Genomic DNA, 24,587 nt, shown 5'->3' with positions numbered 1-24,587 from the left:
TCCGAGGCTGGGCCCCAGCACGCGTCTGCCGCCCAGGACGGAGCCGACTCCGCATGCGTTCACCCCGTCCCGCCGCCGACCAGCGGCTGCCGCGGAGCCGCCGCCCGGCGAGGTGCTGCCGCGCGGACGAGCCGCGTCCCCGCGCCGCCCGGCGCGGCACCGGCGCGAGCATCCGCATGTGAAGTCGATCCCCACCACGAGAGGACAGCCCCCGGTGGCCAGCCAGCGTCCCCGCAAGCCCGCCGACCCCGGTAACGGCCCCGCGCAGCCCGGTTTCGCCGAGACCTTCGCCCGCCGGCCGGCCCGGCCCCGCCGTGGCCTGCTGCCCGGCCGCCGGGTCTGGAGCATTCTGGGCTCCGCCGTGGCGGTCGCGGGGTGCGCGGCCCTCGCCGTCACCGTGGCCGGCAGCCTGCCCGACTTCTCCCGCGGGGCCGATGCCGCCCCGGCGGCGGCCGGGCAGCCGACGTCCCCGGCGCCCACGGCCGAGGAGACCGGGGAGGAGACCGAGGCGGACGAGAGTGCGCCGGCCGGGGACGACCGGCAGGAGGAAGAGGCCGGGGAGGACCGGGGGAAGACGGAGCAGGACGAGGACCGGGGGGAGCGGGAAACGGAGCAGGAGGCCGGCCGGTCCGGGGAGCCGGACGGAACCACCGGTACCGGCTCCGGGGGCGGGGCCGCGGCCTCGGGCGGGGGAGGAACCTCCGCCGCCGGCGGGACGGCCGCGGACACCTCCGGTTCCTCCTCCGGCGGGGGAACGTCCTCGTCCTCCTCGTCCGGCGGATCGTCCACCTCCGGTGGCTCGTCGTCTTCCTCTTCTTCCTCCTCTTCTTCCTCCTCGTCATCGTCGTCGTCCTCGTCGGGCGGTTCCTCGTCGTCCTCGTCGGGCGGTTCCTCGGGGGGATCGTCGGGCGGGTCGGCGGGGGAGACGCCGCGGGAGACCTTCACTCCCGTGACGGATGTCCAGCTCATCGCCATGGGGAAGTGCGCCCAGCCGCGCAGCGGCAGCAATGGCGCCGGGGTGATGATCACCGACTGCAACGGCAGCTCCGCCCAGCGCTGGACCTTCGCCGCGGACGGCACCCTGCGCAGCGGTGGGCGCTGCCTCACCATGGCCGGCGGCGGGACCGACGACGGCACCGCGGTGATCATGTGGTCCTGCAACACCACCGACAACCGCTTCCAATGGCGCTACTCCCAGGCCTGGGACGTCGTCAACTACGCCGCCGACAAGTGCCTGGACATCGCCAACGCCGACACCACCAACGGCAACTATCTCCAGATCGCCATCTGCTCGGGCAACCCCGCCCAGAAGTGGGAACGCCGCTGACCGCCCGCCGCCGCGGGCCCGCTCACAGCGGCAGTGCCGAGACGTCGTTGAGACGGACCGCGCACTCCAGCAGCAGGGCATGGACGAAGGCCTGGGGCAGATTGCCGCGGAGCTGGCGCTGGTGCACGTCGTACTCCTCGGCGAACAGCCCGGGCGGCCCGCAGGCCGCCCGGGTGCGCTCGAACCAGCGGCAGGCGCCGGCGCGGTCCCCGAGGCGGTGGGTGGCCAGCGCCATCTGGAAGCCGCACAGCAGAAAGGCGCCCTCGGCCTCCCCGAGCGGGACTCCGCGATGAGCGAAGCGGTACAGATAGCCGTCCTGGGCCAGCCGGTCCGCGATCCGGTCGCGGGTGAGCACGGCCGCGGAGCCGCCGGCGGCCGTGCAGCCGCGGGCCGGCGGCACCAGCAGCGCCGCCTCCGGCCCGTCGTCGTCGGCGGCCCGGCGCCAGTACCCGTCCGGGTGCAGGCAGCGCCGCCGGGTCTCCGCCAGGACCGCGCCGGCGATCGCGGCGCAGCGCCGGCCGTACCCGCCGGGCAGGACGTCCGCGATCCGGCGCAGTCCGCAGACCACGCTCAGCCGTGAATGGGTCCACCACCGCTCCTCCAGCTCCCACAGCCCGGCCTCCGGCTCCGGCCAGCGGCGTTCCACGGCGTCGACGGCGACCCGCACCGCCCGCTCGGCATCCGCGGTGAGCCGGCCGTGGCGGGCGGCGGCGGCGAACAACTGGAGCGCCTCGCCGAAGGTGTCGAGCTGGAACTGGGTGGCCGCCCGGTTGCCGATCCGGTCGCTGCCGCCCGGATAGCCGGGCAGCGCAAGTGTGCGCTCCCCCGGCATCGGCTGTCCGTCGACGGTGTAGGCGGGGCGTACCGCGTCGCCGTCGGCGAGGATGCGCTCGGCCGTGAACCGGACGGCGGAGTCGAGCAGCGGGTGCGGCCCGTGCGCGGCGACGGCCAGGCCCGCATAGCACTGGTCCCGCAGCCAGGCGAACCGGTAGTCGTAGTTGCGTCCGCTGCCCGCCCGTTCCGGCAGGGAGGTGGTGGCGGCGGCCACCATCCCGCCCGCGGCGCTGGTCAGCCCGTGCAGGACCGCGTAGGCGTGCCGGGCGTCGCGCGGTGCGGCGAGCGCGGAACAGTCCGGCACGGCGCGCCGCCACTCCCGCTCGGTGGCCCGCCACAGCTCCTCGGGGCCGTCCTGGGCCGGACCGCCGGGACCGGAACCGGCGCCGGCGGTGAGTTCCAGCACGAGGTCGTGCCGTTCGCCGGCCGTCAGCCGGAACTCGCCGCGCAGCCCCGTCCGCGGATCCCAGGCGGCGTCGGGGGCACCGTGCAGCCGCAGCCGCAGCCCGGTGCCGTCCGCCGCGGTCCACACGGGCCCGGCCAGGCGGGGGCCGGCCATGCGCCGGGCGCCGAAGCCGGGGCGCGGGTCCAGCGTCAGCCGCAGCCGTGCCTCCCCCCGCACCGCCCGGATGCGGCGCAGCAGCACGAGACGGCCCGGGGAGGCGGGCATGGCCAGGGCGTCGCGGCACTCGATCACGAAATCCCCGCCGACCCAGCGGTTCACCCAGATGAGGGTGCCCTCCTGGTAGGCGCCGCCCCAGACGTGCCGGCGGCCGGCGGGTTCCACGGCGAAGTGTCCGGGGCCGCCGATCAGTGCCGAGAAGACCGCGTCGCTGTGCCAGCGGGGCGCGCACAGCCAGACGATGCGGCCTTCGGGGTCCACCAGCGCCCCGCGCTCGCCGTCGGCCAGCACGGCGTAGTTCCGCAGGACCCACGGCGGGCAGCGGGCGCCGGGCGCCGCCGTCTCGGTGATCTTCTCCACGCCGCCGGAGTATCCCGGCCGCGGGGCCGCAAACCGCGGGTGCCGCCCGCCGGGGACCGGTCAGCCGGTGCCGTAGGCGAGGGTGGACAGCAGGGCGTTCGCCGCCTGACGGCTGTCGAGGCGGGTGTGCTGGACGACCACCGGGACATCGCTCACCAGCACCGACGCATAGTCCGAGCCGACGGGTACCCCGTCGTCACCGGTGAACTGGTTGAACCGCTGGTGCAGGGTGCGCCGGGCGGGCACGGTGACGCGGTACGGCCCGGCGGGATCGCGGTCCGGGAAGAAGAAGGTGATCTCCACATGGGCGTCCGCGTCCCCGGTGTTGAGGATGCACGCGGTCTCGTGGCTCACCATCTCCTGCGGCCCGGTGCTGGAGCCGGGAATGAACCCTTCGGGGATGACCCAGATGTGTTTCCCGAGATGCTGCATACGCCTGTCTCCTTACCGCCACCTTTCGGTGATAGCGCACCGGGACGGCTCGCGCACGCCGAAGGCCGCCGGGCGGACGGTCCGGACGCCTGCGCCGTGGCCCGGCGTCCGGGCGAGGCCGGGCCGGTCTCACCGGCCGACGGCCGGCCCGGGGCTGTGTTGTCCGGGGCCGGCCGGCCGCACCCGCGGCTACCAGGAGGACTTGGTGATGCCGGGCAGATGCCCGGCGTGGGCCTGCTGCCGGAAGCTCACCCGGGAGAGGCCGAACTTGCGCAGGTGGCCGCGGGGGCGGCCGTCGGTGCTGTCGCGGTTGCGCAGCCGGACGGGGCTGGCGTCGCGCGGCTGGCGGCGCAGCTCGCGCTGGGCGGCCGCCCGCTGCTCCTCGGTGCCGGCGGGGCGGCGGATGATCTCCTTGAGTTCGGCGCGGCGGGCGGCGTAGCGGGCGATGGTCTCCCGCCGCTGCTCGTTCTTGGCGATCTTGCTCTTCCTGGCCATCAGATCTTCTCCCCCCGGGCGCGGATGCGGGCGACGGCGGCCTCGATGCCGATGACATCGACGGTCTTGATGCCGCGGGCGCTGAGGGTGAGGCGGATCCAGCGGTTCTCGCTGGGCAGCCAGTAGCGCTTGCGCTGGATGTTGGGGTTGAACCGGCGCGGGGTGCGGCGGTGGGAGTGCGAGATGCGGTTGCCGAAGCCGGGCTGGGTGCCGGTCAGTTGGCAGCGGGCGGACAAGGTGGCAGCACCTCCGGGGGACGGGCGGGGCGGGTCCGGGCGGACACGCGCCCAGCTATCGCTAATGAAAATCGTTGTCGTATGCTACCTCGCATGGCACGCAACGAACTCCGCCCGGTCATCCGGCTCCGCTCCACCGCGGGCACCGGCTACACCTATGTGACCCGCAAGAACCGCCGCAACGATCCGGACCGCATGGTGCTGCGCAAGTACGACCCGGTCGTGCGGCGCCATGTCGACTTCCGCGAGGAGCGCTGACCGGTGCGGCCCGGGAACAGCGAACGGAACAGGCCGCTGCCGGTGGTGCTGGTCGCCGGCATGCATGCCGGGGCCCGCGCGCGGGCCGTGGGGCAGCTGCTGCGCACGGTGCCCGGCTCGGTGGCCGTGCACCACGATCTGTCGGCCTCCGGGGACGGCGGCCCGGTCCGCCGGGTCCTGACGGACGCGGTGGGCGAGCTGGACGCCGCCCCGCTGCCGCGGACGGAGGAGGAGACCTGCGGCTGCTGCCTGATGCGCAAGGACCTGCCCGGGGTCCTGGCCGGCCTGGCCGCGACCGGACGGCACGGCCTGGTGGTGGTCGAGCTGTGGGACGCGGTGGAGCCCCGCGGCATCGCCGAACTGATCGCCGGCGAGTGCGGCACGGACACCGTCCGGCCGGCCAATGTGATCACCGCCGTCGATCCGGCACTGGTGCTGCCCTGCCTGGCCAATGGCGACGACCTGGCGGCGGCCGGCCTGGCGGTGGCGCCCGGCGATCACCGGGTGGTGGCCGACACCTTCGCCCGCCAGCTGGAATACCCGCCGGTGCTGGCGGTGGCCGACGGCGAGGAGCCCGCCGGGGCGGAGGATCTGGCGCTGCTGCGGCAGCTCCATCCGACCGCCCGTCAGGTCGCGGCCGACTCGCCCGCGCTGACCTGTCTGGCCTTCGCGGGCTTCGACCCGGCGGCAGCCGCCGCCGCGCAGCATCCCGCCTGCGCCCGGCTGCCGCAGCCGGCCGAGGAGGCGGGCGTGGCCACCCTGGTGTGGCGGGCCGGCCGGCCCTTCCATCCCGGGCGGCTCTACCGGGCTTTGGAGGACATCGCCTGCGCGGCGGTCCGCAGCCGCGGCCGGTTCTGGCTGGCCGACCGCCCGGACGCGCTGCTGTCCTGGGACGCCGCCGGAGGCGCGCTGTGCGTGGAGAGCGCCGGCCCCTGGCTGGCCGCGCTCCCGGACGCCGCCTGGGAGCTGGTTCCGGCCGAGCGCCGCGTCGCCGCCGCCCTGGACTGGGACCCGGTGCGCGGCGACCGCGGCCAGCACCTGGTCTTCACCGGCCCCGGCCTGGACCGCGACGCCCTCACCACGCTGCTGGACTCCTGCCTGCTGACCGACGGGGAACACGCCGCCGGCCCGGAGTCCTGGAAGAAACTGCCTTCCGTCTTCGACACCTGGCTCGACCCCGTCACCTGACGACCCCGGCAACCCCGGCAACCCCGGCAACCCCGACGACCCCGATGAACTGACGAACCGTCATTTCCTCCTGAGGAGCAGCCCATGGCCGTGCCCAAGCGCAGAATGTCCCGCAGCAACACCCGCCACCGCCGGGCCCGGTGGAAGGCCACCGCGCCGCAGCTGGTGCCCGTCACCATCGAAGGCCGCACCCACCGGGTGCCCCGCCCCCTGGTCCGCGCCTACCGGCGCGGCCTGCTGAAGCCGGAGGACTGAGTCATGACCGCACCGGGCATCCGGCCGGGCACCGTCCAGGAGACCCTGCTGATACCCCTCTACGGCCGCGCGGTGGACCACGCCCGCGCGGAACCCGTGCTGGGCGACGCCCGCGCCGCGGAACTCGTCACGGCCATCGACTACGACTTCGCCCGCTTCGACGGCGTGCCCAGCCTGCTCGGCGCCGTGCTGCGGACGGCCCTGTTCGACCACTGGACCCGGGAGTTCCTGGCCGACCACCCCGACGGCACGGTCGTGGAGATCGGCACCGGCCTCAACACCCGCTACGAGCGGGTGGACAACGGCCGGGCCGCCTGGTTCGAACTCGACCTGCCCGAGGTGATGGAGCTGCGCGCCGCGCACTTCCCGGCCTCGCCCCGCCGCACCGCCCACGCCGGCTCGGTCACCGGCCCGGCGTGGGCCCGGGCCGTGGCCGCCGCCCGCCCCGCCCCGGACGCGCCCCTGCTGCTGAGCGCCGAAGCCGTACTGCCCTTCCTCCCCGAGGACGAGGCCCGCACCACCCTGGCCATGACCGCCGCCCGGCTGCCGGGCGCCTGGCTCGCCCTGGACACCGCCGGACCGGCCATCGTGGAAACCCAGGACTCCCATGACGCGCTGGGCAAGGTCCAGGCCCGGATGCGCTGGGCCTGTGCCGACCCGGCCGTGCTCACCGACTGGCTGCCCGGCGCCCGGCTGCTGGCCGTCCACACCCTGACCTCGCTGCCCGCCGCCCTGGTGGACGGCCTTCCGGGCTGGTGCCGGGAGACCCTGGCCGGTCTCGCCGCCCAGCGCCTGCCCCAGGTCGAGGAGTACCGCCTCACCCTGCTGCGGCTGCCCTGACCCCGCGCGGCGGGGCGGACGGACCGGACCGCGACCGCGCCGTCCGGCCGGCCGGTGCTCAGCGCCCGGCCGGGCGGCCGGGCAGCGGGCCCGGGGACGGATCGGGCGCCTGCCGCACCACCCGCAGCAGCACCGGGTACTCGGCCTGGAACCAGGCCAGGGCGCCGGCGCGATCGGAGGCGGGGGACGGCGGCCCGGGCTCCAGCAGCAGCGCGGCGGCCCGGGCGTGGCGCAGATAGTGGTCGTAGAGCCGTTCCCGGGCGGCCTGCCGGGCATGGCCGGGTTCGTGGGCGTGCAGCAGTTCCCGCGCGTAGCAGCGCAGCAGCCCGTGGACCGTGTACCGGCCCGGCGCGCGCTCGTCCAGCAGATGCAGCCGGCTCAGCTCCCGCAGCCAGGGCCCGGCCGCGCCGGGTCCGGAGCCGGCCAGGGCCCCGGCCGCCGGGACACTCACCTCCGGACCGGGATGCAGCCCGAGCAGCCGGAACAGCCGCGCCGCCCCCGGGGTCAGCGCCCGGTACGACCAGGAGAACACGCCCCGCACATCGCCCTCGGCCAGGGCGTCGAGCCGGGTGTCCTCGGCGCGCAGTTCCTCGGCGAGCGCGGCCGGCCGCAGGGCGGGGCGGGTCGCCATCCGGGCGGCCACGACGGACAGGGCCAGCGGCAGCCGTCCGGTCGCCGCGATGATCTCCGTGACGGCCTCCGGGGGCGGGGCGGGCCGGTCCGCGCCGAGCCGGCCGAGCAGCAGTGCCCGGGCCTCCTCCCCGGCGGGGACCTCCAGCGGCAGCGGCCGGGCGCCCTCCCTGGTGACCAGCCCGCTCAGCCGGTCCCTGCTGGTCACCAGCACCGTGCTGCGGCCGGCGCCGGGCAGCAGCGGACGCACCTGGTCCGCATCGCGGGCATTGTCCAGGACCACCAGGGCCTTGCGGGAGGTCAGCACGGAGCGCAGCAGGGCGGTGCGCTCCTCGGCGCCGGGCGGGACCGCGGCCGGCCGCACGCCCAGCGAGCCGAGGAGAGCGGCCAGGGCGGCGGACGGCGGCAGCGGGCCGCCCGGGCCGTATCCGTGCAGATCCAGATAGAGCTGGCCGTCGGGGAACTGAGCCGACACCTGGTGTGCCCAGTGCAGGGCCAGCGCGGTCTTGCCGACCCCGGCCATCCCGGTCACGGCCAGGATGGTGACCACTTCCGCCCCGTCCGCCGGCGGGCCGAGAACGGAGTGCAGCAGGGCGAGTTCCGCCGTGCGTCCGGTGAAGGCGCGGGCGGCGGGCGGAAGCTGTCTGGGCGGCGCGGCCGTGCCGGGCGCCCCCCTCGGGGCCGGCTGCGGACGGCGGTGCAGGATGTCGTCGCGCAGCGCCACGAGCTGCGGTCCCGGTTCCAGCCCGGTGTCCGTCACAAACACCCGCCAGGCGCGCCGGTACTCCTCCAGGGCGCCGGCGCTGTCGCCCGTCCGGTGCAGCCCGAGCATCAGATGGGCCCAGGCGCGTTCGCGCAGCGGGGCCCGGTCGAGCAGCACCCGCATCCGCTGCACGGCGGTGGCCGGCGACCCGGTGGCGAGCAGGATCTCGCCGTACAGCTCCTCCGCGGCGAGGCGCAGTTCCTCCACCCTGGCGACCCACCCGGGCAGCGGCGGGTGCGCGGGCAGTCCGGCCAGCGGCCGTCCCCGCCACAGGCCCAGCGCCCGGTCGCACTCGGACCGGGCCCGGGCGAGATCGCCCGCGGCCATGGCCTGCCGGGCCCGGGCGGCGGCCTCCCTGAACAGGTCCAGGTCCAGCCCGCCGGGCGGCACCCGCAGCAGATAGCCGCCGCGGGTGACCGGCATGCCGTCCCAGGCACCGCCGCCGCCCAGGGCCCGGCGCAGCCCGTGCGCGTAGGTCCGCAGATTCGCCGCCGCCGAGGCGGGCGGGTCCTCGCCCCACAGCACCCCGGCCAGTTCGGCCGAGGTGACCAGCTCGTTCCGGCGCAGCAGCAGTGCGGCCAGCAGCAGCCGCTGCTTGGCCGGGCCCAGGCCGACCGGCCGGTCCGCGCGGAACGCCCGCAGGGGGCCGAGCAGTTCGAACCGCACCGGTGTCATCGGCCTCCGCTCCCGGGGATCGTCGTGCCGGTCCGCCGCCGGCCCGGCCCCGAGGCCATGGGCCGCGGATGATTCCGGCGGCGCGGGAACAGTCGACCACCGGCCCCTTGTATGCCACTTGTACGGTCCTTGTACGTACCCGGCGTTATCGTGCTGATATCACCGGCGCCGCCCGGGCACAGACGAACCGGGCATTGTTGCGCAGCCGCCGGACACCGGCCCACCGATATCACTGCTGACGCGGATTTCCCGGACGGCGTCTCCGGAAGACCGGACCTGCCCCGGGAAAGGCGAACTTCCGGAGGGAACCATGGAGTACCGCATTCTCGGACCCCTCGAAGTACGGGACGACCAGGCAGCCGTGGAGATCGGCGGAACGCGGCAGCGGACGGTTCTCGCCCTGCTGCTGCTGGAGGCCGGCCGGATCGTGCCGACCGACCGTCTGGTGGACGGACTGTGGGACGAGGAGCCGCCGGCCACCAGCCGCAGCCAGATCCACATCTGCATCTCCGCCCTGCGGCGCCGGCTCTCCGGGGACCGCGGGAAGTTCATCGACACCCGCGCCCCCGGCTACCGGCTGCGGGTCGCCGGGGGAGAACTGGACCTGCATTCCTTCGAGGCGCACCTCGCCGCCGCCCGGGCCGCGGTCAAGGACGGCGCGCCCCTGCGCGCCGCCGGCGAGCTGCGCTCGGCGCTGGCCCTGTGGAGCGGCCCCGCACTCGCCGGCATCGGCAGCCGCCTGGTGCGCCGGGCCGCCGCCGCGCTGGACGAGAAGCGGCTGGCCGCCCACGAGGAGTGCCTGGCGCTGGAACTGGAGCACGGCTCCGGCGCCCCGCAGGACCTGGCCGGCGAACTGGCCGCCCTGGTCGCCGCGCACCCCCTGCGGGAGCGCCCGGTCGCCCTGCTGATGACGGCGCTGCACCGGGCCGGCCGGCAGGCCGAGGCACTGGAGGAGTACCGCAGGGCACGGGAGCGGTTCACCGGGGAACTCGGCATCGAGCCCGGCGAGGAGCTCCGGGATCTGCATCAGCGCGTCCTCACCCACGACCCCGCCCTGTCCCGGCCCGCCGGGCTGCGGCCCGCCCTGGTCCGCAGCCGGGGCCCGCGCCGCCTCCCGGCGGATATCGAGGACTTCACCGGACGCCGGAGCAGCCTGGCCCGGCTGCTGGACGCCCCGGAACCGCAGGACGGAACCGCCGTGCCCACGGCGGTGATCAGCGGCCGGGCCGGGGTCGGCAAGACCGCGCTGGCCGTGCACGCCGCCCACCGGCTGGCCCCGGAGTTCCCGGACGGACAGCTCTTCGCCCGGCTCTCCGGCCCCGGCGCGCCCGCCCGGCCGGAGGCGGTCCTGGGCCGTTTTCTACGCGCGTATGGCGTCTCCGACCAGGACATTCCGGATGGCCTGGAGGAGCGGGCCGAGACCTACCGGGACTGTCTGGCGGACCGCCGGGTGCTGATCGTCCTGGATGACGCGGTCTCCGAGAGCCAGGTGTTCCCGCTGCTGCCGGGCAGCTCCCGGTGCCGGGTGATCGTCACCTCCCGCCGGCCGCTCACCGGACTCCCGGCCGCGGTGCGGGTGGGCCTGGCGCCGCTCACCGAGAGCAGCGCGCTGGAGCTGATGGCCCGCATCGCGGGAGGCGCCAGGATCGGCACCGACCGGCAGGCCGCGCTGGCGCTGTGCGAGGCGTGCGGACATCTGCCGCTGGCCCTGAGGCTGGCCGCCGCCCGGCTGTCCACGCACCCGCACCGGACGGCCGGGGATCTGGCGGCCCGGCTGCACGGCGACGCCCGCTGGACCGAGGAGCTCCTGGACCGCACCGGGGCGCGGCACACCTACGCCGGGCTGAGCGCCGAGGCGCGCCGCCTGTTCCGGCTGCTGCCGCTGATCGAGGCGGCGGACTTCGCCCCCTGGGCCGGCGCCCCGCTGCTGGACACGGGCGTCGCGCAGTCCGAGGCACTGCTCGACGAGCTGGCCGAGGCCCATCTGCTGGACATCCGCCCGCACCCCACAGGGACGCGCTACTGGCTGCCGGGCTGGATCCGCGGCTTCGCCCGCGGCCTGCTGGCGGCGGAGGAGCCGGAGGTGTCCCGGCGCAAGGCGCTGGAACGCCTGCTGGGCGCGCTGCTGTTCCTGTCGGCGGAGGCGCACCGCCGCCTGGGCGGCCACCATCTGCATCTGGCGGGCAACGGGGCCAGCCGGTGGGAGCTGCCGGTCCCGCTGGTGGAGCGGCTGATCGGGGACCCGGCGGGCTGGTACCGGCAGGAGCGCTCCTGGGTGCTGGCGGCGGTGCGGCAGGCCACCGCCGGCGGTTTCCCCGAGCACGCCTGGGGGCTGGCGATGTGCACCGTGACCCTGCTGGAACTGCCGGCCCGTCAGGAACCCGCGGTGTTCTGCCCGCCCCGGTGAGCCGGCCGGCGCCGCGGCTCCCCCGGCGCCGGCAGCACCGCCTGGGCCCCCAGGACGGAGTGCAGCAGCACATCCGCCCCGTGCACCAGATCGGCCGGAGCGGTGTCCTCGGCCGGCGCGTGGCTGATGCCCCCGGCACTGGGGACGAAGATCATGCCGACCGGCGCGATCCGGGCCATGATCTGGGCGTCGTGCCCCGCACCGCTGGGCAGGGAGAGCTGCGCCAGGCCCAGGGCCCCGGCGGCCTCCCTGATCACCTGCCGCAGCGCCGGGGCGGTGGCCACCGGGCGGGACCGCGAGGAGACCCGCACCTCCACGGAGCAGCCGGAGTCCGCCGCCACCCGGGCGCACTCCCGGCGCAGCGCGGCCTCGCCCACGGCGAGCCGGCCGGCATCGGTGTCCCGCACCTCGGCCGTCATCCGCACATGTCCCGGGACGGTGTTGGTCACATTGGGCGACACCTGGAGAAAGCCCGTGGTGGCGGTGGTGCACAGGGCCCGCCCGGCGGCCAGCTCCCGCACGGCCAGGGTGATGCCGGCGGCGGCGACCAGGGCGTCCCGGCGCGCCGGCATGGGGGTGGTCCCGGCGTGCTGGGCCTGGCCGGTGATGTCGATGTCGAGGATGGTGCGGCCCACGATCCCCTCCACGACCCCGACCGGCACGCCCTCGCTCTCCAGCCGGGGCCCCTGCTCGATATGCAGTTCCAGATAGGCGGCGACGCTGCCGGGCGGCCAGACCGCCTCCGGCAGCCGCTCCGGCGAGCCGCCCGCCTCGGCCAGATAGGAGGCGGCCGTCCGGCCGGCCCGGTCCTCCGCGGCCAGGCCGTCCTCCAGGGCGCCGCACAGCGCGCGCGATCCCCAGAACGGAGCCTGGACCAGCGCGCCCTCCTCGTTGGCGAAGGCGACCGCGACCATCTCGACCGGGAGCTCGACGGTGTGCTCGTGGAGCACCCGCAGCACCTCCACCGCGGCGGCCACCCCGTAGGCGCCGTCCAGCCGGCCGCCCTGCACCACGGTGTCCAGATGGGAGCCGACCAGCAGCACCGGCGCGGCCCCTGACGCCGCGCCGGGCCGGCGGACCAGCAGATTCCCCGCGGCGTCGGTCTCGGCCGCCAGGCCCGCCGAGGTGCACAGCTCCGCCAGGAAGGCGCGGGCGGCCCGCTCCTGCGGGCCGAGCCCGAGGCGGGTCACCCCGCCCGCCGGGTCGGCGCCGATCTTTCCCAGTTCCGCCAGGCATCCGAGCAGGCGCGCGCCGTCGACCCGGAGCGCCGGGCGGCGCCCCGCGGCACCGCGGAGCGCATCGGGTGCCTGCAGTTTCGGCTGGGGCATGGCCCTCCTCCCGTCCGCCGGGCCGGCCGCCGACGGAACACCGCGGAGGGGTGCCCCGGGTCCGCCCGGACGGCACGACTGTGCGCCGCCCCGCTAACCGGCCGCTATCGCCCGGCGATGGGAGGGCTATCGGCGCCGCGGCCGGGGCGCCGCGCGGTGCTCGTGCGGGGCCCGAGCGGTGCCCGGGGCCGGCCCGGGCGGGGTGTGATAAGGCCGCGGAATCTATCGCCCGCCTATCGCCCCCGGCTTTTCGCCGCCCGGACGGCCGCCGGACTTATTTTTCGCTATCGCTTTTCTTTTGTTTTTCTTCAGCGCTCCGCGGTCCGTTGACTTTCCCGATTCGAGCTCCGTACTGTCAATTCTCAAGTTCGTTTCTAGGATCATCGATTAGTGCGGCGAAACTCATCCGGGCATTGTGAATCGGAGGGAAGGGCGTACTCATGGGAAGCATCGACAGGGAAGGGCGGGCAGCCGCGTCCGCGGTACTGCGTTCCCGTGAGGCGGAGCGGGGTCCGCTCTCCTGCGGCCAGCAGCGGCTGTGGTTCCTGGACCGCTGGCTGGCCGGCCGGCCGGTGTACAACATGCCGGTCACCCTCCGCTTCACCGGACCGCTGGACGCGGGGCGGCTGGCCGCTGCGGTCGCCGAGGTGGCCGGCCGGCACGAGGTGTTGTTCACCTTCTTCGAGGACGGCCCCGACGGCCCCCGCCAACGGGTGTCGCCCCGCCGGGAGCTGCCCTGCCCCCTCACCGACCTGAGCGGGCTGGGCGCGGACCGGGCCCGGGAGCAGGCGGAGCGGCTGATCGAGGAGGACGCCCGGCGGCCCTTCGACCTGGCGGCCGGCCCGATGCTGCGCGCCCGGCTTCTCAAGCTGGCCGGGGACCTCCACTGGCTGCAGCTCACCTTCCATCACATCGCCTGCGACGGCTGGTCGCTGGAGATCTTCCAGCGCGGGCTGCTGGCGGCCTACCGGGACGGCGGCGCCCCCGCGGAGCCGCCGCCGGACGCCCCCCAGTACGCCGACTACGCGCTCCGGGAGCGCGAGGAGACGGCGGGTCCCGCCGCCGCCCGGGCCCTGGAGGCGTGGAGCCGCGCCCTCGAAGGGGCGCCGGCCGTACTGGACCTGGGGGCCGACCGCCCCCGCCCGGCCGAGCTCAGCCACCGCGGCAGCACCCTGCACCTGGACCTGACCGGCATACCGCTGCGGCAGCTGGAGAAGTTCGCCGCCGAGGAAGGCGTCACCCTGTATGTCGTCCTGGCCGCCGCCTTCCAGGCGCTGGCCGCCCGGCACGCCGGCCGCGACGACATCGTGATCGGCTCGCCGACGGCCGGCCGGACCGCCGCGGCCGTCCAGGACATGATCGGCTTCTTCTCCGACACGCTGGTCATCCGCACTGCTCTGGGGGGCGACCCGAGCTTCCGGACGCTGGTCGCCCGCACCCGGGCGTCCGTCCTGGACGCGCTCTCCCGCAGCAGGGTGCCGTTCGACATGGCCGTGAACCATCTGCATCCGGAGCGCAGCCTCAGCCACAGCCCCGTGGTCCAGGTGGTCTTCGCCCTGCACGAGGACGACAGCGCCCAGGTCCTGCCCGGCGGCCTGCGGGTGGAGCGGACCAGTGTGCCCACCGGCACCGCCAAGTTCGACCTCACCTGGTCGGTCTTCCGCGGACGGGACGGGCTGCGGCTGGAGGTGGAGTACGCCACCGACCTGTTCGACGCCGCCACGATCCGGGCCTTCGCCGGCCACTGGGAGACGCTGCTGCACCAGGTCGCCGCCGACCCCGGCCTGCCGCTGAGCCGGACCGGACTGGCCTCCGCCGCCGAGCGGGAGCAACTGCGGCAGTGGTCGGGCCAGGAGACGGAGCTGCCCGCCGGGACGGTGCACGACCTCGTGGCCCGGGCCGCCGCCGAGCGGCCGGACGCGGTGGCGGTGTCCTGCGCCGGCACCACGCTGACCTACGCCGCACTCCAGGAGCGGGCCACGGCCCTGGCCCGCCGGCTGCGCGCCGCCGGGGTGGGCCCGGAGAGCTGTGTCGGGGTCTGCATGGAACGTTCGGCGGACACCGTCGTGGCCTGCCTGGCCGTCCTCAAGGCGGGCGGGGTGTATGTGCCGCTGGACACGGCGTTCCCCGCGGAGCGCATGGCGTTCATGCTCCGGGAGGTGGACGCGCGGCTGGTCCTGGTCCACCGGCCGACCGCGGAGGCGGTCCCCGGCGGCCCGTGGCGGGTGGCCGGCATCGAGGAACTGGCGGCCGAGGAGCCGGACCGCGCCGAAGGAAGCGCCGCGGAGAGCGGCCCGCTGCCCCGGGTGCAGCCGGACAACGGCTGCTATGTCATCTTCACCTCCGGCTCCACCGGCCGCCCGAAGGGCTCCACGGTCACCCATCGCAATGTGGTCCGGCTCATCCACGGCGTCCGCCGGCGGCTGTCCTTCGGCCCGGACGATGTGTGGACCCTCTTCCACAGCTTCGCCTTCGACTTCTCCGTCTGGGAGATGTGGGGCGCGCTGACCACCGGCGGACGCCTGGTCGTGGTGGACTACGCGGTCAGCCGGGACGTGGAGGCCTTCCACCGGCTGGTGCGCGCGGAGCGGGTCACGATGCTCAGCCAGACCCCGTCCGCGTTCCGCCAGTTCGAGACCGCCGACGAGCGCCTGGGCGGCGAACTGTCCCTGCGGGCCGTGGTGTTCGGCGGCGAGGCGCTGCACCGGCCCTCGGTGCGCCGCTGGACGGCCCGGCACGGCTGCGCCGCCCCGCTGCTGGTCAACATGTACGGGATCACCGAGACCACCGTGCATGTCACCTCCCGGGAGGTGACCGAGGAGGACCTGGACAGCGAACTCACCCGGATCGGCCGCCCGCTGCCCGATCTGAGCGTGCATGTGCTGGACGAGCACGGCGATCCCTGCCCGGTCGGGGTGACCGGCGAGATCCATGTCGGCGGCGCCGGACTCACCCGCGGCTACACCGGCCGTCCCGCACTGACCGCCGAGCGCTTCGTCCCCGACCATCTCACCGGACGGCCCGGCGGGCGGCTCTACCGCAGCGGCGACCTCGGCCGCTGGACCGCCGACGGCGGGCTGGAGTACGCCGGCCGCGCCGACTCCCAGGTCAAGATCCGCGGCTACCGCATCGAGACCGGGGAGATCGAGACCGTGCTGGGCGGCCACCCGGATCTGCTGGAGGCGGCCGTGGCCGCCCGCGGCGGCGCCGACGGCCAGGCCGGCCTGGTCGGCTATCTGGTCCCCGACGGCGAGGCGCCCGCCCCCGAGGAGCTGCGCACCTGGCTGCGCCGGCGGCTGCCGGACTACATGGTGCCCCGCCAGTTCGTGGTGCTCGGCTCGCTGCCGCTGACCCCGCAGGGCAAGGTGGACCGCCGCGCGCTGCCGGAACCGGAGGCCGTCCGCCCGGAGCTGGCGCAGGAGTATGTGGCACCGGCCGGCCCGGCGGAGGAGACGCTGGCCGCCGTCTGGTGCCGGGTGCTGGGCGTGGACCGGGTGGGCCGGCACGACAACTTCTTCGATCTGGGCGGCGACTCCATCCGCTCCATCCAGGTCCTCGGCCAGGCCCGGGAGGCCGGACTCGCCTTCGAACTCCAGGACCTGTTCCGCAGCCCGACCGTCGCCGGGCTGGCCGCCCTGGTGCGGACGCAGACCCCCGGTGACCGGGCGGACTCCCCGGCCGCGGCGGCCGGCCCCGAGCCGTTCGCCCTGGTCTCACCGCAGGACCGGGAGCTGCTGCCCGAAGGGCTGGTGGACGCCTATCCGATGGCGGAGCTCCAGGTCGGCATGGTCTACGAGATGGAGCTCAATCCCGAACGCCGGGCCTATCACAATCTGGACGGGCTGCGGATCGTCGGCCCCTTCGACGAGGCGCGGTTCCGGGAGGCGACCGCTCGGGTGGTGGCCCGGCACCCCATCCTGCGGACCGCCTTCGACCTCAGCGGTTTCAGCGAGCCGATGCAACTGGTGTACGAGACCGCGGAGATGCCCTTCACCGTGGCCGATCTGCGCCATCTGGACGAGGCGGAACAGGACCGGGTCCTGGACGAGTACGTCCTCGCCGAGCGCCGGCGGCCGTTCGACCACTCCCGGCCGCTGCTGCTGCGGTTCGCCCTGCACCGGCTGACCGACGAGTCCTTCCAGTGGACCATCACCGAACATCACGCCATCTTCGACGGGTGGAGTCTGCACTCCACCATCTCCGAGATCGCCGAGGTCTACCAGCGGCTGCTGGCCGGCGAGGACCCGGTGCTCACCCCGCCGGTCTCCGCCTACCGCGACTTCATCGCCGCCGAGCGGGAGAACCTGCGGTCCGAGGAGAGCAGGAAGTTCTGGCTGGAGCGGGTCGCCGACCGCCCGGACTGCCGGCTGCCCCGCCGTCCCGCCGGCCGTCCCGCCCGGCTGTCCGGGCGCACCCGGCCGCACGAGTGGCGCGAGCACCACCCCGACCAGGGCTACGGATCGGTGGAGACCCTGCTGCCCGAGGAGCTGTGCGACGGGCTGCGCGACCTGGCCCGGCAGTGCGGCGTGCCCCTGAAGGCGGTGCTGCTGGCGGCGCACATGAAGGTGATGAGCCTGGTCACCGGGTCGCCGGATCTGCTGGTCGGGCTCACCGCCAACGGCCGGCTGGAGGAGGCGGCGGGCGCGGACGTGCGCGGCATGTTCCTCAACACCGTGCCGTTCCGCATGGAACTGCCGGACGGCACCTGGCGGGATCTGGTCCGGGCGGTCTTCGACACCGAACGCGAACTGCTGCCGCACCGGCGCTACCCGCTGGGCGCCCTGCAGCGGGAGACCGGCGGCGAACCGCTGTTCGAGGTGAACTTCGTCCACAATCACTTCCATGTGCTGGACCGGGCGTTCGGGCCCGGCCTGATGCGCATCGCGGACAACAAGATCGACAGCTTCACCACGGACCGGGCCGAGCCCACCAACTTCCCGCTCAATGTGGGCGTGATCCGCAACCCGTACTCCAACCAGCTGCTGTTCGGGCTGGACTATCACACCGATGTCCTCCACCCCGACCAGGTGCTGCTGTTCCGCGACTACTACGTGCGCGTGATGGAGGCGATGACCGCCGATCCGGACGCGGGCCACCGGTGGGCGGAGCTGCTGGGCGCGGAGGAGCGCGGGCTGCTGGAGGAGTGGAACGACACCGCGGCCGAGGTGCCGTCGCTGCCGGTGCACCGGATGGTGGAGCGGCGGGCCGCCGCCGCGCCGGACGCGGAGGCGGTGGTCTCCGAGGGCGTCCGGCTCAGCTACGGGGAGCTGAACGCCCGGGCCAACCGGCTGGCCCGGCGGCTGCGCGGTCTCGGCGTCGGCCCCGATGTGCCGGTGGCGCTGTGCATGGGGCGCTCGCCCGGCATGATGATCTCCCTGCTCGCCATCCTGAAGGCCGGGGGCGTCTATGTGCCGCTGGAGCCGGACTTCCCCGCCGAGCGCATGGCGTACATGCTGCGGGAGGCCGGCGCCGGCCTGGTGCTGACCGACGAGCGGTCGGCCGGCCGGCTGCCCACGGGCTCCTGGCGGGTGCTGACCGTGGACCGGAACCTGTGGGCCGGGGACGCCGGGGACGCCGGGGATCCCGCGGGCGCGGAGAATCTGCCGGGCGGCGCGGGCCCGGACAACGGCTGCTATGTGATCTTCACCTCGGGCTCCACCGGCCGCCCCAAGGGCGTGGTGACCCGGCACCGCAATGTCACCGAGCTGCTGCACGGCGGCGAGTTCCTCACCCTCACCCCCGAGGACACCCTGCTCCAGCTGGCGCCGCTGTCCTTCGACAACTCCACCTTCGAGGTGTGGGCGCCGCTGGTGGGCGGGGCGCGGCTGGTGCTGGCTCCCGCGGTGCGCTACGGCCCCGGCGAGATCGCGGGCTGGGTGGCCGAGTCGGGCACGACCGTGCTGCACGCCACCGCCTCGCTGTTCGCCCTGCTGGTCGACCACGAGCCGCAGACCTTCGACGGCCTGCGCCGGTTCCTGACCGGCAGCGAGACCGTCTCGCCGGGGCACGCGGCGCGGATACTGCGGCGCTGTCCCGATCTTGAGCTGGTCAACTGCTGGGGACCGACCGAGACCACCACCTTCTCGGTGTGCGGGGTGTACCGCCGCGACTCCCTGCCGGAGGGGCCGCTGCCGCTGGGGGTGCCGCTGGCCAACACCGAGGTGTGGGTGCTGGACCGGGCGGGCCTGCCGGTGCCGGTCGGCACGCCGGGCGAGCTGTGCGTCTCCGGGCCGTGTCTGGCCCGCGGCTATCTGGGCCGGCCGGGCCAGACCGCGGAGCGCTTCGTCCCCCACCCCTACCGGCCGGGGGAGCGGCTGTACCGCACCGGCGACCGGGGCCGGTGGTCGGTGGACGGCCGGGTGGAATTCCTGGGCCGGATGGACCACATGGTCAAGGTCCGCGGCTACCGGGTGGAACTCGGCGAGGTCGAATCCGTGCTGCGCGAGCACCCGGGGCTGCGCGAAGTCACCGTGGTGACCAGGGAGAACAACGCGGCCGGCGTCGATCTGGTGGCGTACGCGGTGCCGGAGGGCGACCCGCCCGCCGTCGGTGAGCTGCGCGCCTGGCTGCTGGAACGGCTGCCCGCCTATATGGTGCCCCGGCTGTTCGTGTTCCTCGACGCGCTGCCGCTGACCCCCCGCGCCAAGGTGGACCGGCGCGCCCTGCCGGCACCCGAGGAGGCCCGGCCGGACGCCGGCCGGGAGTATGTGCCGCCGCAGGGCGGGACCGAGGAACTGCTGTCCGGGATCTGGTGCCGGGTGCTGGGCGTGGACCGGGCCGGCCGGGACGACAACTTCTTCGATCTGGGCGGCGACTCCATCCGCTCCATCCAGGTGGTCGGCCAGGCGCGTTCCGCCGGACTCGGGCTGGCCCTCCAGGACCTCCACCAGCACCCGACACTGCGGGCCCTGGCCGAGGCCGCCGCCGGCCGCGAGGCACCGGCGCCGCCCCGCACCGGGCAGCGGCCGTTCTCGCTGCTCTCCGCACGGGACCGGGAACTCCTCGCGGCCCGTACGGCCCCCGGCCGCGGCGACACCGGCACCTCCACCCCGGACGGGCGGTGACGGACGTGCAGAGCCGAACGGAAGAGACCGCCGTGCCCCGCGACGGCGGGCAGAGCGGCCCCGGACCCCTCCTGCCGGACGGGCTGGTGGACGCCTACCCGATGTCGGAGCTCCAGGTCGGCATGGTCTACGAGATGGAACGGGACCCCGGCCGGCTGCCCTACCACAATGTGCACAGCCTGCGGATCCCCGGCTCCTTCGACGAGAGGTGCTTCCGCACGGCGGTGGCCCGTACGGCGGCCCGGCACGATGTGCTGCGCACCTCCTTCGCCCTGGCCGGCTTCAGCGAGCCGATGCAACTGGTGTACGAGACCGCCGAGATCCCGGTGGCCGTCACCGATCTGCGGGCCGTGCCGGAGAGCGCGGCCCGGGAGACGCTGGCCGGATATCTCCGCGCCGAACGCCGGACCGCCTTCGACCTGAGCGTGCCGCCGCTGTGCCGGATGGGCGTGCATGTGCTCTCCGACGACGCCTTCCAGTGGACCGTCACCGAGCACCACGCCATCCTCGACGGCTGGAGCCTGGCCTCACTGGTCTCCGAGATCACCGGCCTGTACCGGCGGCTGCTGGCGGGCGAGGACCCGGTGCCCGCCCCGCCCGTCTCCGCCTACCGGGACTTCATCGCCGCCGAGCGGGAGGCACTGGAGTCGCCCGAGAGCCGGGAGTACTGGCACCGCACGCTGGCCGAACTCCCCGACAGCCGGCTGCCCCGCTGGCCCGGCGACCGGCCGGTGCTGCCCGCCGCCGCGGCGCCGGCCCCGGGAGAGCGGCACCGCCATGACGGGAGCGAGGGCCACGGCTCCCTGGTCTCGCCCCTGCCGGGGCCGCTGCTGTCCCGGATCCGGGAGCTGGCCCGGCAGTGCCGGGTGCCGGTGAAGGCGGTGCTGCTGGCCGCGCACATGAAGGTGATGAGCCTGGTCACCGGCGAGCGCGACGTGGTGGCCGGACTCACCGTCAACGGCCGGCTGGAGGAGGCCGACGGCGCCGAGGTCTGCGGACTGTTCGTCAACACCGTGCCGTTCCGCATGAAACTGCCGGACGGGACCTGGCGGGACCTGATCCACGCGGTCGTCGGAGCCGAGAACGCGCTGCTGCCGCACCGCCGCTACCCCATGGCCGCCCTCCAGCGGGAACTCGGTGGCTCCCCCCTGTTCGAGACCAACTTCGTCTACACCGACTTCCGGCAGCTCGCCGAGGCCGGCGGCACCGGCGGCGACTCCGCCGAAGACGCCGCCGACGACGCCGGGGAGGTCTCCCGCACCCACTTCCCGCTGGTCGTGGCCTTCGGCCGGGAGCCCGGCACCGGGGCCGTGTGCCTGGAGATGGAGTACGACGCCCGGGCCTTCCCCGCCGTCCAGCTCGCCGTTCTCCGCGACCACTACCTGCGGGTGCTGGAGGCGATGACCGCCGATCCGGACGCGGGCCACCGGTGGGCGGAGCTGCTGGGCGCGCAGCAGCGGGGGCTGCTGGAGGAGTGGAACGACACCGCGGCCGAGGTGCCGTCGCTGCCGGTGCACCGGATGGTGGAGCGGCGGGCGGCCGCCGCGCCGGACGCGGAGGCGGTGGTCTCCGAGGGCGTCCGGCTCAGCTACGGGGAGCTGAACGCCCGGGCCAACCGGCTGGCCCGGCGGCTGCGCGGCCTCGGCGTCGGCCCCGACACCCCCGTCGGCGTCTGCGCCGGGCGCTCGGTGGAGATGGTGCTGGCCTGGCTGGCGGTGCTCAAGGCCGGCGGCATGTATGTCCCCCTCGACCCGGGCTTTCCGTCCTCCCGGCTGGAGTACATGCTCCGGCAGACCGGGGCCGCCCTGGTCCTCGCCGGCCCGGACGCCGCCGGCGGCGTCCCCGCCGGCCCCTGGCAGGTGCTGGCCCTGGAGGAGAACCTGTGGGCCGGGGACGCCGGGGACGCCGGGGATCCCGCGGGCGCGGAGAATCTGCCGGGCGGCGCGGGCCCGGACAACGGCTGCTATGTGATCTTCACCTCGGGCTCCACCGGCCGCCCCAAGGGCGTGGTGACCCGGCACCGCAATGTCACCGAGCTGCTGCACGGCGGGGACAGCATGACGGTGCTGCCCGGGGACACGGTCCTCCAGATCGCCCCCGCCTCCTTCGACGTGTCCACCTTCGAGGTGTGGGCGCCGCTGACGGGCGGCGCGCGGCTGGTGCTGGCCCCCGCGGTGCGCTACGGCCCCGCCGAGGTCGCCGCCTGGGTGGCCGGGTCGGGCACCACCGTGCTGCACGCCACCGCCTCGCTGTTCGCCCTGCTGGTCGACCAGGAACCGCAGACCTTCGACGGCCTGCGCCGCGTCCTGACCGGCAGCGAGACCGTCTCGCCCGGGCACACGGCGCGGATACTGCGGCGCTGCCCGGACCTTGAGGTGGTCAACTGCTGGGGGCCGACCGAGACCACCACCTTCTCGGTGTGCGGGGTGTTCCGGAACGGTGAGCTGCCGGAGGGGCCGCTGCCGCTGGGGCTGCCGCTGGCCAACACCGAGGTGTGGGTGCTGGACGAGGCCGGTCTGCCGGTGCCGGTCGGCTCCCCGGGCGAGCTGTGCGTCTCCGGGCCGTGTCTGGCCCGCGGCTATCTGGGCCGGCCGGCGCTGACCGCGGAGCGCTTCCTGCCCCATCCCCACCGTCCGGGGGAGCGGCTGTACCGCACCGGCGACCGGGGCCGGTGGTCGGTGGACGGCCGGGTGGAATTCCTGGGCCGGATGGACCACATGGTGAAGATCCGCGGCTACCGGGTGGAACTCGGCGAGGTCGAATCCGTGCTGCACGACCACCCCGGGCTGCGCGAGGCCGTGGTCGTCTTCCGGCAGGACCCGCGCTCCGGCCCCGAGCTGGTCGCCCACCTGGTGCCCGGCCCCCAGGCACCCGCCACCGGCGAACTGCGCACCTGGCTCGGCACCCGGCTCCCGGACTACATGGTCCCGCGCCGCTGGGTCTTCCACGACGCCCTGCCGCTGACCAGGAACGGCAAGGTGGACCGGCGCGCTCTGCCCGAACCCGGCGACATCCGCCCGGAACTGGCGCAGGAATATGTGCCGCCGCAGGGCCGGACCGAGGAATTCCTGGCCTCCGTCTGGTGCCGGGTACTGGGCGTGGACCGGGTGGGCCGGCACGACAACTTCTTCGACCTGGGCGGCGACTCCATGCGCTCCATCCAGGTGATCGGCCTGACCCGGGAGGCCGGACTGTCCCTCGGCGTCCAGGACCTGCTGGGCGCGCCCACCCTGGCCGGGCTCGCCTCGGCGGCGGCACCGGGCACACCGGGCGGCGCGCCCGCCGCCGAGGAGGGCCGGACCGGCCCGTTCTCCCTGGTTGCCGAGGCCGACCGGCCGCTGCTGCCGGACGGACTGGAGGACGCCTACCCGATGGCGGAGCTCCAGATCGGCATGGTCTACGAGATGGAACGGGACCGGGCGCGCAACCCGTACCACAATGTGGAGTCACTGCGCCTGTCCGGCCGTTTCGACGAAGCCTGCTTCCGGGAGGCCGTCGCCCGGGTGGTGGCCCGGCACCCGGTGCTGCGCACCTCCTTCGACCTGGCCCGGTACAGCGAGCCGATGCAGCTTGTCGCCCGCACCGCCGAGCTGCCGTGCACCGTCGCCGACCTGCGCGGGCTCTCCGCGGAGCAGCAGCAGGACACCCTGCGGGCCCACCTTGCGGACCAGCAGGCCGCCCGCTTCGACCTGGGCGTGGCGCCGCTGTGCCGGATGGGCGTGCATGTGCTCTCCGACGACGCCTTCCAGTGGACCGTCACCGAGCACCACGCCATCCTCGACGGCTGGAGCATGGTCTCCACCGTCTCCGAGATCACCGGCCTCTACCACCGGCTGCTGGCCGGCGAGGACCCGGCGACGGAACCGCTCCGCTCCCACTACCGGGACTACATCGCCGCCGAGCGCGCCGCCCTGGAGTCGCCGGAGAGCCGGGAGTTCTGGCGGGACCGGCTGGCCGGGGCCCCCGACGCCCGCCTTCCCGGGCCATGGCCCCCGGCCCCGGACGCCTCCCCCGCCGGGGACACCGTGGCGGGCGAACGCCATCTCCGGCATGAGGCGGCCGGCCACGGGATACTGACCACCCCGCTGCCCCCGGAACTCCGGCACCGGCTGGAGAAGTTCGCCGGCGGCGCGGCGGTCCCGCTCAAGGCCGCCGTGCTGACCGCCCACCTCAAGGCCATCAGCCTGCTCACCGGCTCGCCCGACGTGCTGATCGGCATCACGGCCAACGGGCGGCTGGAGGAACCCGACGGCGCGGAGGCCCGCGGCCTGTTCCTCAACACCGTGCCGCTGCGGCTGCGGCTGCCGGAAGGAAGCTGGCAGGACCTCGCGCGCGCCGTCCACCGCGCCGAGCTCGATCTGCTGCCGCACCGCCGCTACCCCCTCTCCGCTCTCCAGCGTGCCCACGGCCGTGGCGCACCGCTGTTCGAGACCAACTTCACCTACAACAACTTCCACCGGGTGCTGCGGCTCGCCGAGTCGGGCACCCTCGGCCCGCCACCGGCCGGGCCCGAGACCCCCGGTGTGGCCCGCACCAACTTCCCGCTGGACGTGACCATCAGCCACCGGGCGGGTGGCGGGCTGCTGCTGGAGATCGACTACGCCCTCGACGGGCTCACCGCCGACCAGGTGACCCGCCTGCGCGACTGGCATCTGCGCGCCCTGCACGCCATGGCCGGCGACGGCACCGCCCACCACCGGGCGGTCTCCCTGCTCGGCACCGCGGAGCGGCGGCAGCTGAACTCGTGGCAGGGCACCTCGTCGCCCGCCCGCGAGATGCCGGTGCATGAGCTGTTCCGGCGGGCGGCGGCGCGGTGGCCGGATGCGGTGGCGGTGGAGTCGGGTGCGGGGCGGCTGAGTTTTGCGGAGCTGGA

Annotated in this window: 14 protein-coding genes; 8 read left to right on the top strand and 6 right to left on the bottom strand. The window is 75.1% G+C overall.

What is annotated here, in order from left to right; genetic code table 11:
* Positions 1-178 precede the first annotated feature (178 nt).
* Positions 179-1,327: an RICIN domain-containing protein gene (locus BM242_RS28690; RefSeq protein ID WP_139238431.1), complete on the top strand. Its 1,149-nt coding sequence runs from the start codon at positions 179-181 to the stop codon at positions 1,325-1,327.
* Positions 1,328-1,349: 22 nt separating this feature from the next.
* Here the strand turns inward: BM242_RS28690 and BM242_RS24430 are convergent, their stop codons facing one another.
* The 4 genes from BM242_RS24430 to rpmB form a co-directional block, all read right to left on the bottom strand.
* Complete coding sequence (locus tag BM242_RS24430) at positions 1,350-3,143, bottom strand: glycoside hydrolase family 15 protein (protein WP_093841093.1); 1,794 nt, start codon at positions 3,141-3,143, stop codon at positions 1,350-1,352.
* Positions 3,144-3,203: 60 nt separating this feature from the next.
* Positions 3,204-3,575 carry a sensory rhodopsin transducer gene (locus tag BM242_RS24425; RefSeq protein WP_093841092.1) on the bottom strand — a complete coding sequence of 124 codons (372 nt, stop codon included), beginning with the start codon at positions 3,573-3,575 and terminating at the stop codon, positions 3,204-3,206.
* Between the two features lie 189 nt (positions 3,576-3,764).
* A complete protein-coding gene (gene rpsN, locus BM242_RS24420; protein WP_093841091.1) occupies positions 3,765-4,070 on the bottom strand; it encodes a 30S ribosomal protein S14 in 306 nt (101 codons plus the stop codon).
* Complete coding sequence (gene rpmB / locus BM242_RS24415) at positions 4,070-4,306, bottom strand: 50S ribosomal protein L28 (protein WP_093841090.1); 237 nt, start codon at positions 4,304-4,306, stop codon at positions 4,070-4,072. Before rpmB ends, rpsN begins: the two co-directional genes overlap by 1 nt.
* Positions 4,307-4,399: 93 nt before the next feature.
* Here rpmB and rpmG point away from each other — a divergent pair, with 93 nt between their 5' ends.
* From rpmG to BM242_RS24395, 4 genes are all read left to right on the top strand, one after another.
* Complete coding sequence (rpmG, locus tag BM242_RS24410) at positions 4,400-4,564, top strand: 50S ribosomal protein L33 (protein ID WP_093841089.1); 165 nt, start codon at positions 4,400-4,402, stop codon at positions 4,562-4,564.
* A gap of 60 nt (positions 4,565-4,624) precedes the next feature.
* Positions 4,625-5,752, top strand: coding sequence for a GTP-binding protein (locus BM242_RS24405; protein WP_093841109.1), 1,128 nt, complete (start codon positions 4,625-4,627; stop codon positions 5,750-5,752).
* 84 nt (positions 5,753-5,836) lie between these two features.
* A complete protein-coding gene (gene rpmF / locus BM242_RS24400) occupies positions 5,837-6,007 on the top strand; it encodes a 50S ribosomal protein L32 (RefSeq protein WP_093841088.1) in 171 nt (56 codons plus the stop codon).
* A gap of 3 nt (positions 6,008-6,010) precedes the next feature.
* Complete coding sequence (locus BM242_RS24395) at positions 6,011-6,847, top strand: class I SAM-dependent methyltransferase (protein WP_093841087.1); 837 nt, start codon at positions 6,011-6,013, stop codon at positions 6,845-6,847.
* Between the two features lie 58 nt (positions 6,848-6,905).
* Here BM242_RS24395 and BM242_RS24390 read toward each other — a convergent pair whose 3' ends face one another.
* Entirely contained in the window at positions 6,906-8,915 is a 2,010-nt protein-coding gene (locus BM242_RS24390) for an AfsR/SARP family transcriptional regulator (RefSeq protein ID WP_093841086.1), read from the bottom strand.
* 310 nt (positions 8,916-9,225) lie between these two features.
* Here BM242_RS24390 and BM242_RS24385 point away from each other — a divergent pair, with 310 nt between their 5' ends.
* Positions 9,226-11,322, top strand: coding sequence for an AfsR/SARP family transcriptional regulator (locus tag BM242_RS24385; RefSeq protein ID WP_093841085.1), 2,097 nt, complete (start codon positions 9,226-9,228; stop codon positions 11,320-11,322).
* Here the strand turns inward: BM242_RS24385 and BM242_RS24380 are convergent.
* Positions 11,289-12,650, bottom strand: a complete 1,362-nt coding sequence (locus BM242_RS24380) for a Zn-dependent hydrolase (protein WP_093841084.1) — start codon at positions 12,648-12,650, stop codon at positions 11,289-11,291. The two genes, BM242_RS24385 and BM242_RS24380, sit on opposite strands and share 34 nt — an antisense overlap.
* Before the next feature lie 440 nt (positions 12,651-13,090).
* Here BM242_RS24380 and BM242_RS24375 point away from each other — a divergent pair, with 440 nt between their 5' ends.
* Both BM242_RS24375 and BM242_RS24370 read left to right on the top strand, forming a co-directional pair.
* Entirely contained in the window at positions 13,091-19,714 is a 6,624-nt protein-coding gene (locus BM242_RS24375) for a non-ribosomal peptide synthetase (RefSeq protein ID WP_093841083.1), read from the top strand.
* A 5-nt stretch (positions 19,715-19,719) separates the two neighbouring features.
* Positions 19,720-24,587, top strand: a 4,868-nt coding sequence (locus BM242_RS24370; RefSeq protein WP_139238430.1) for a non-ribosomal peptide synthetase, incomplete at its 3' end; no start/stop codon positions are given.

Origin of the sequence: Streptomyces aidingensis (assembly GCF_900112355.1) — a bacterium.
Taxonomy (GTDB): Bacteria; Actinomycetota; Actinomycetes; order Streptomycetales; family Streptomycetaceae; genus Streptomyces; species Streptomyces aidingensis.
The sequence above is the reverse complement of the archived record's forward strand: the minus strand, read 5'-3'. Positions and strand labels throughout refer to the sequence as shown.

Coding starts and splice junctions, on each gene's coding strand:
- BM242_RS24425 (WP_093841092.1), bottom strand. CDS start 3,575: ATGCAGCATCTCGGGAAACACATCTGGGTCATCCCCGAAGGGTTCATT.
- rpsN (WP_093841091.1), bottom strand. CDS start 4,070: ATGGCCAGGAAGAGCAAGATCGCCAAGAACGAGCAGCGGCGGGAGACC.
- rpmG (WP_093841089.1), top strand. CDS start 4,400: ATGGCACGCAACGAACTCCGCCCGGTCATCCGGCTCCGCTCCACCGCG.
- BM242_RS24405 (WP_093841109.1), top strand. CDS start 4,625: ATGCATGCCGGGGCCCGCGCGCGGGCCGTGGGGCAGCTGCTGCGCACG.
- rpmF (WP_093841088.1), top strand. CDS start 5,837: ATGGCCGTGCCCAAGCGCAGAATGTCCCGCAGCAACACCCGCCACCGC.
- BM242_RS24395 (WP_093841087.1), top strand. CDS start 6,011: ATGACCGCACCGGGCATCCGGCCGGGCACCGTCCAGGAGACCCTGCTG.
- BM242_RS24390 (WP_093841086.1), bottom strand. CDS start 8,915: ATGACACCGGTGCGGTTCGAACTGCTCGGCCCCCTGCGGGCGTTCCGC.
- BM242_RS24385 (WP_093841085.1), top strand. CDS start 9,226: ATGGAGTACCGCATTCTCGGACCCCTCGAAGTACGGGACGACCAGGCA.
- BM242_RS24380 (WP_093841084.1), bottom strand. CDS start 12,650: ATGCCCCAGCCGAAACTGCAGGCACCCGATGCGCTCCGCGGTGCCGCG.
- BM242_RS24375 (WP_093841083.1), top strand. CDS start 13,091: ATGGGAAGCATCGACAGGGAAGGGCGGGCAGCCGCGTCCGCGGTACTG.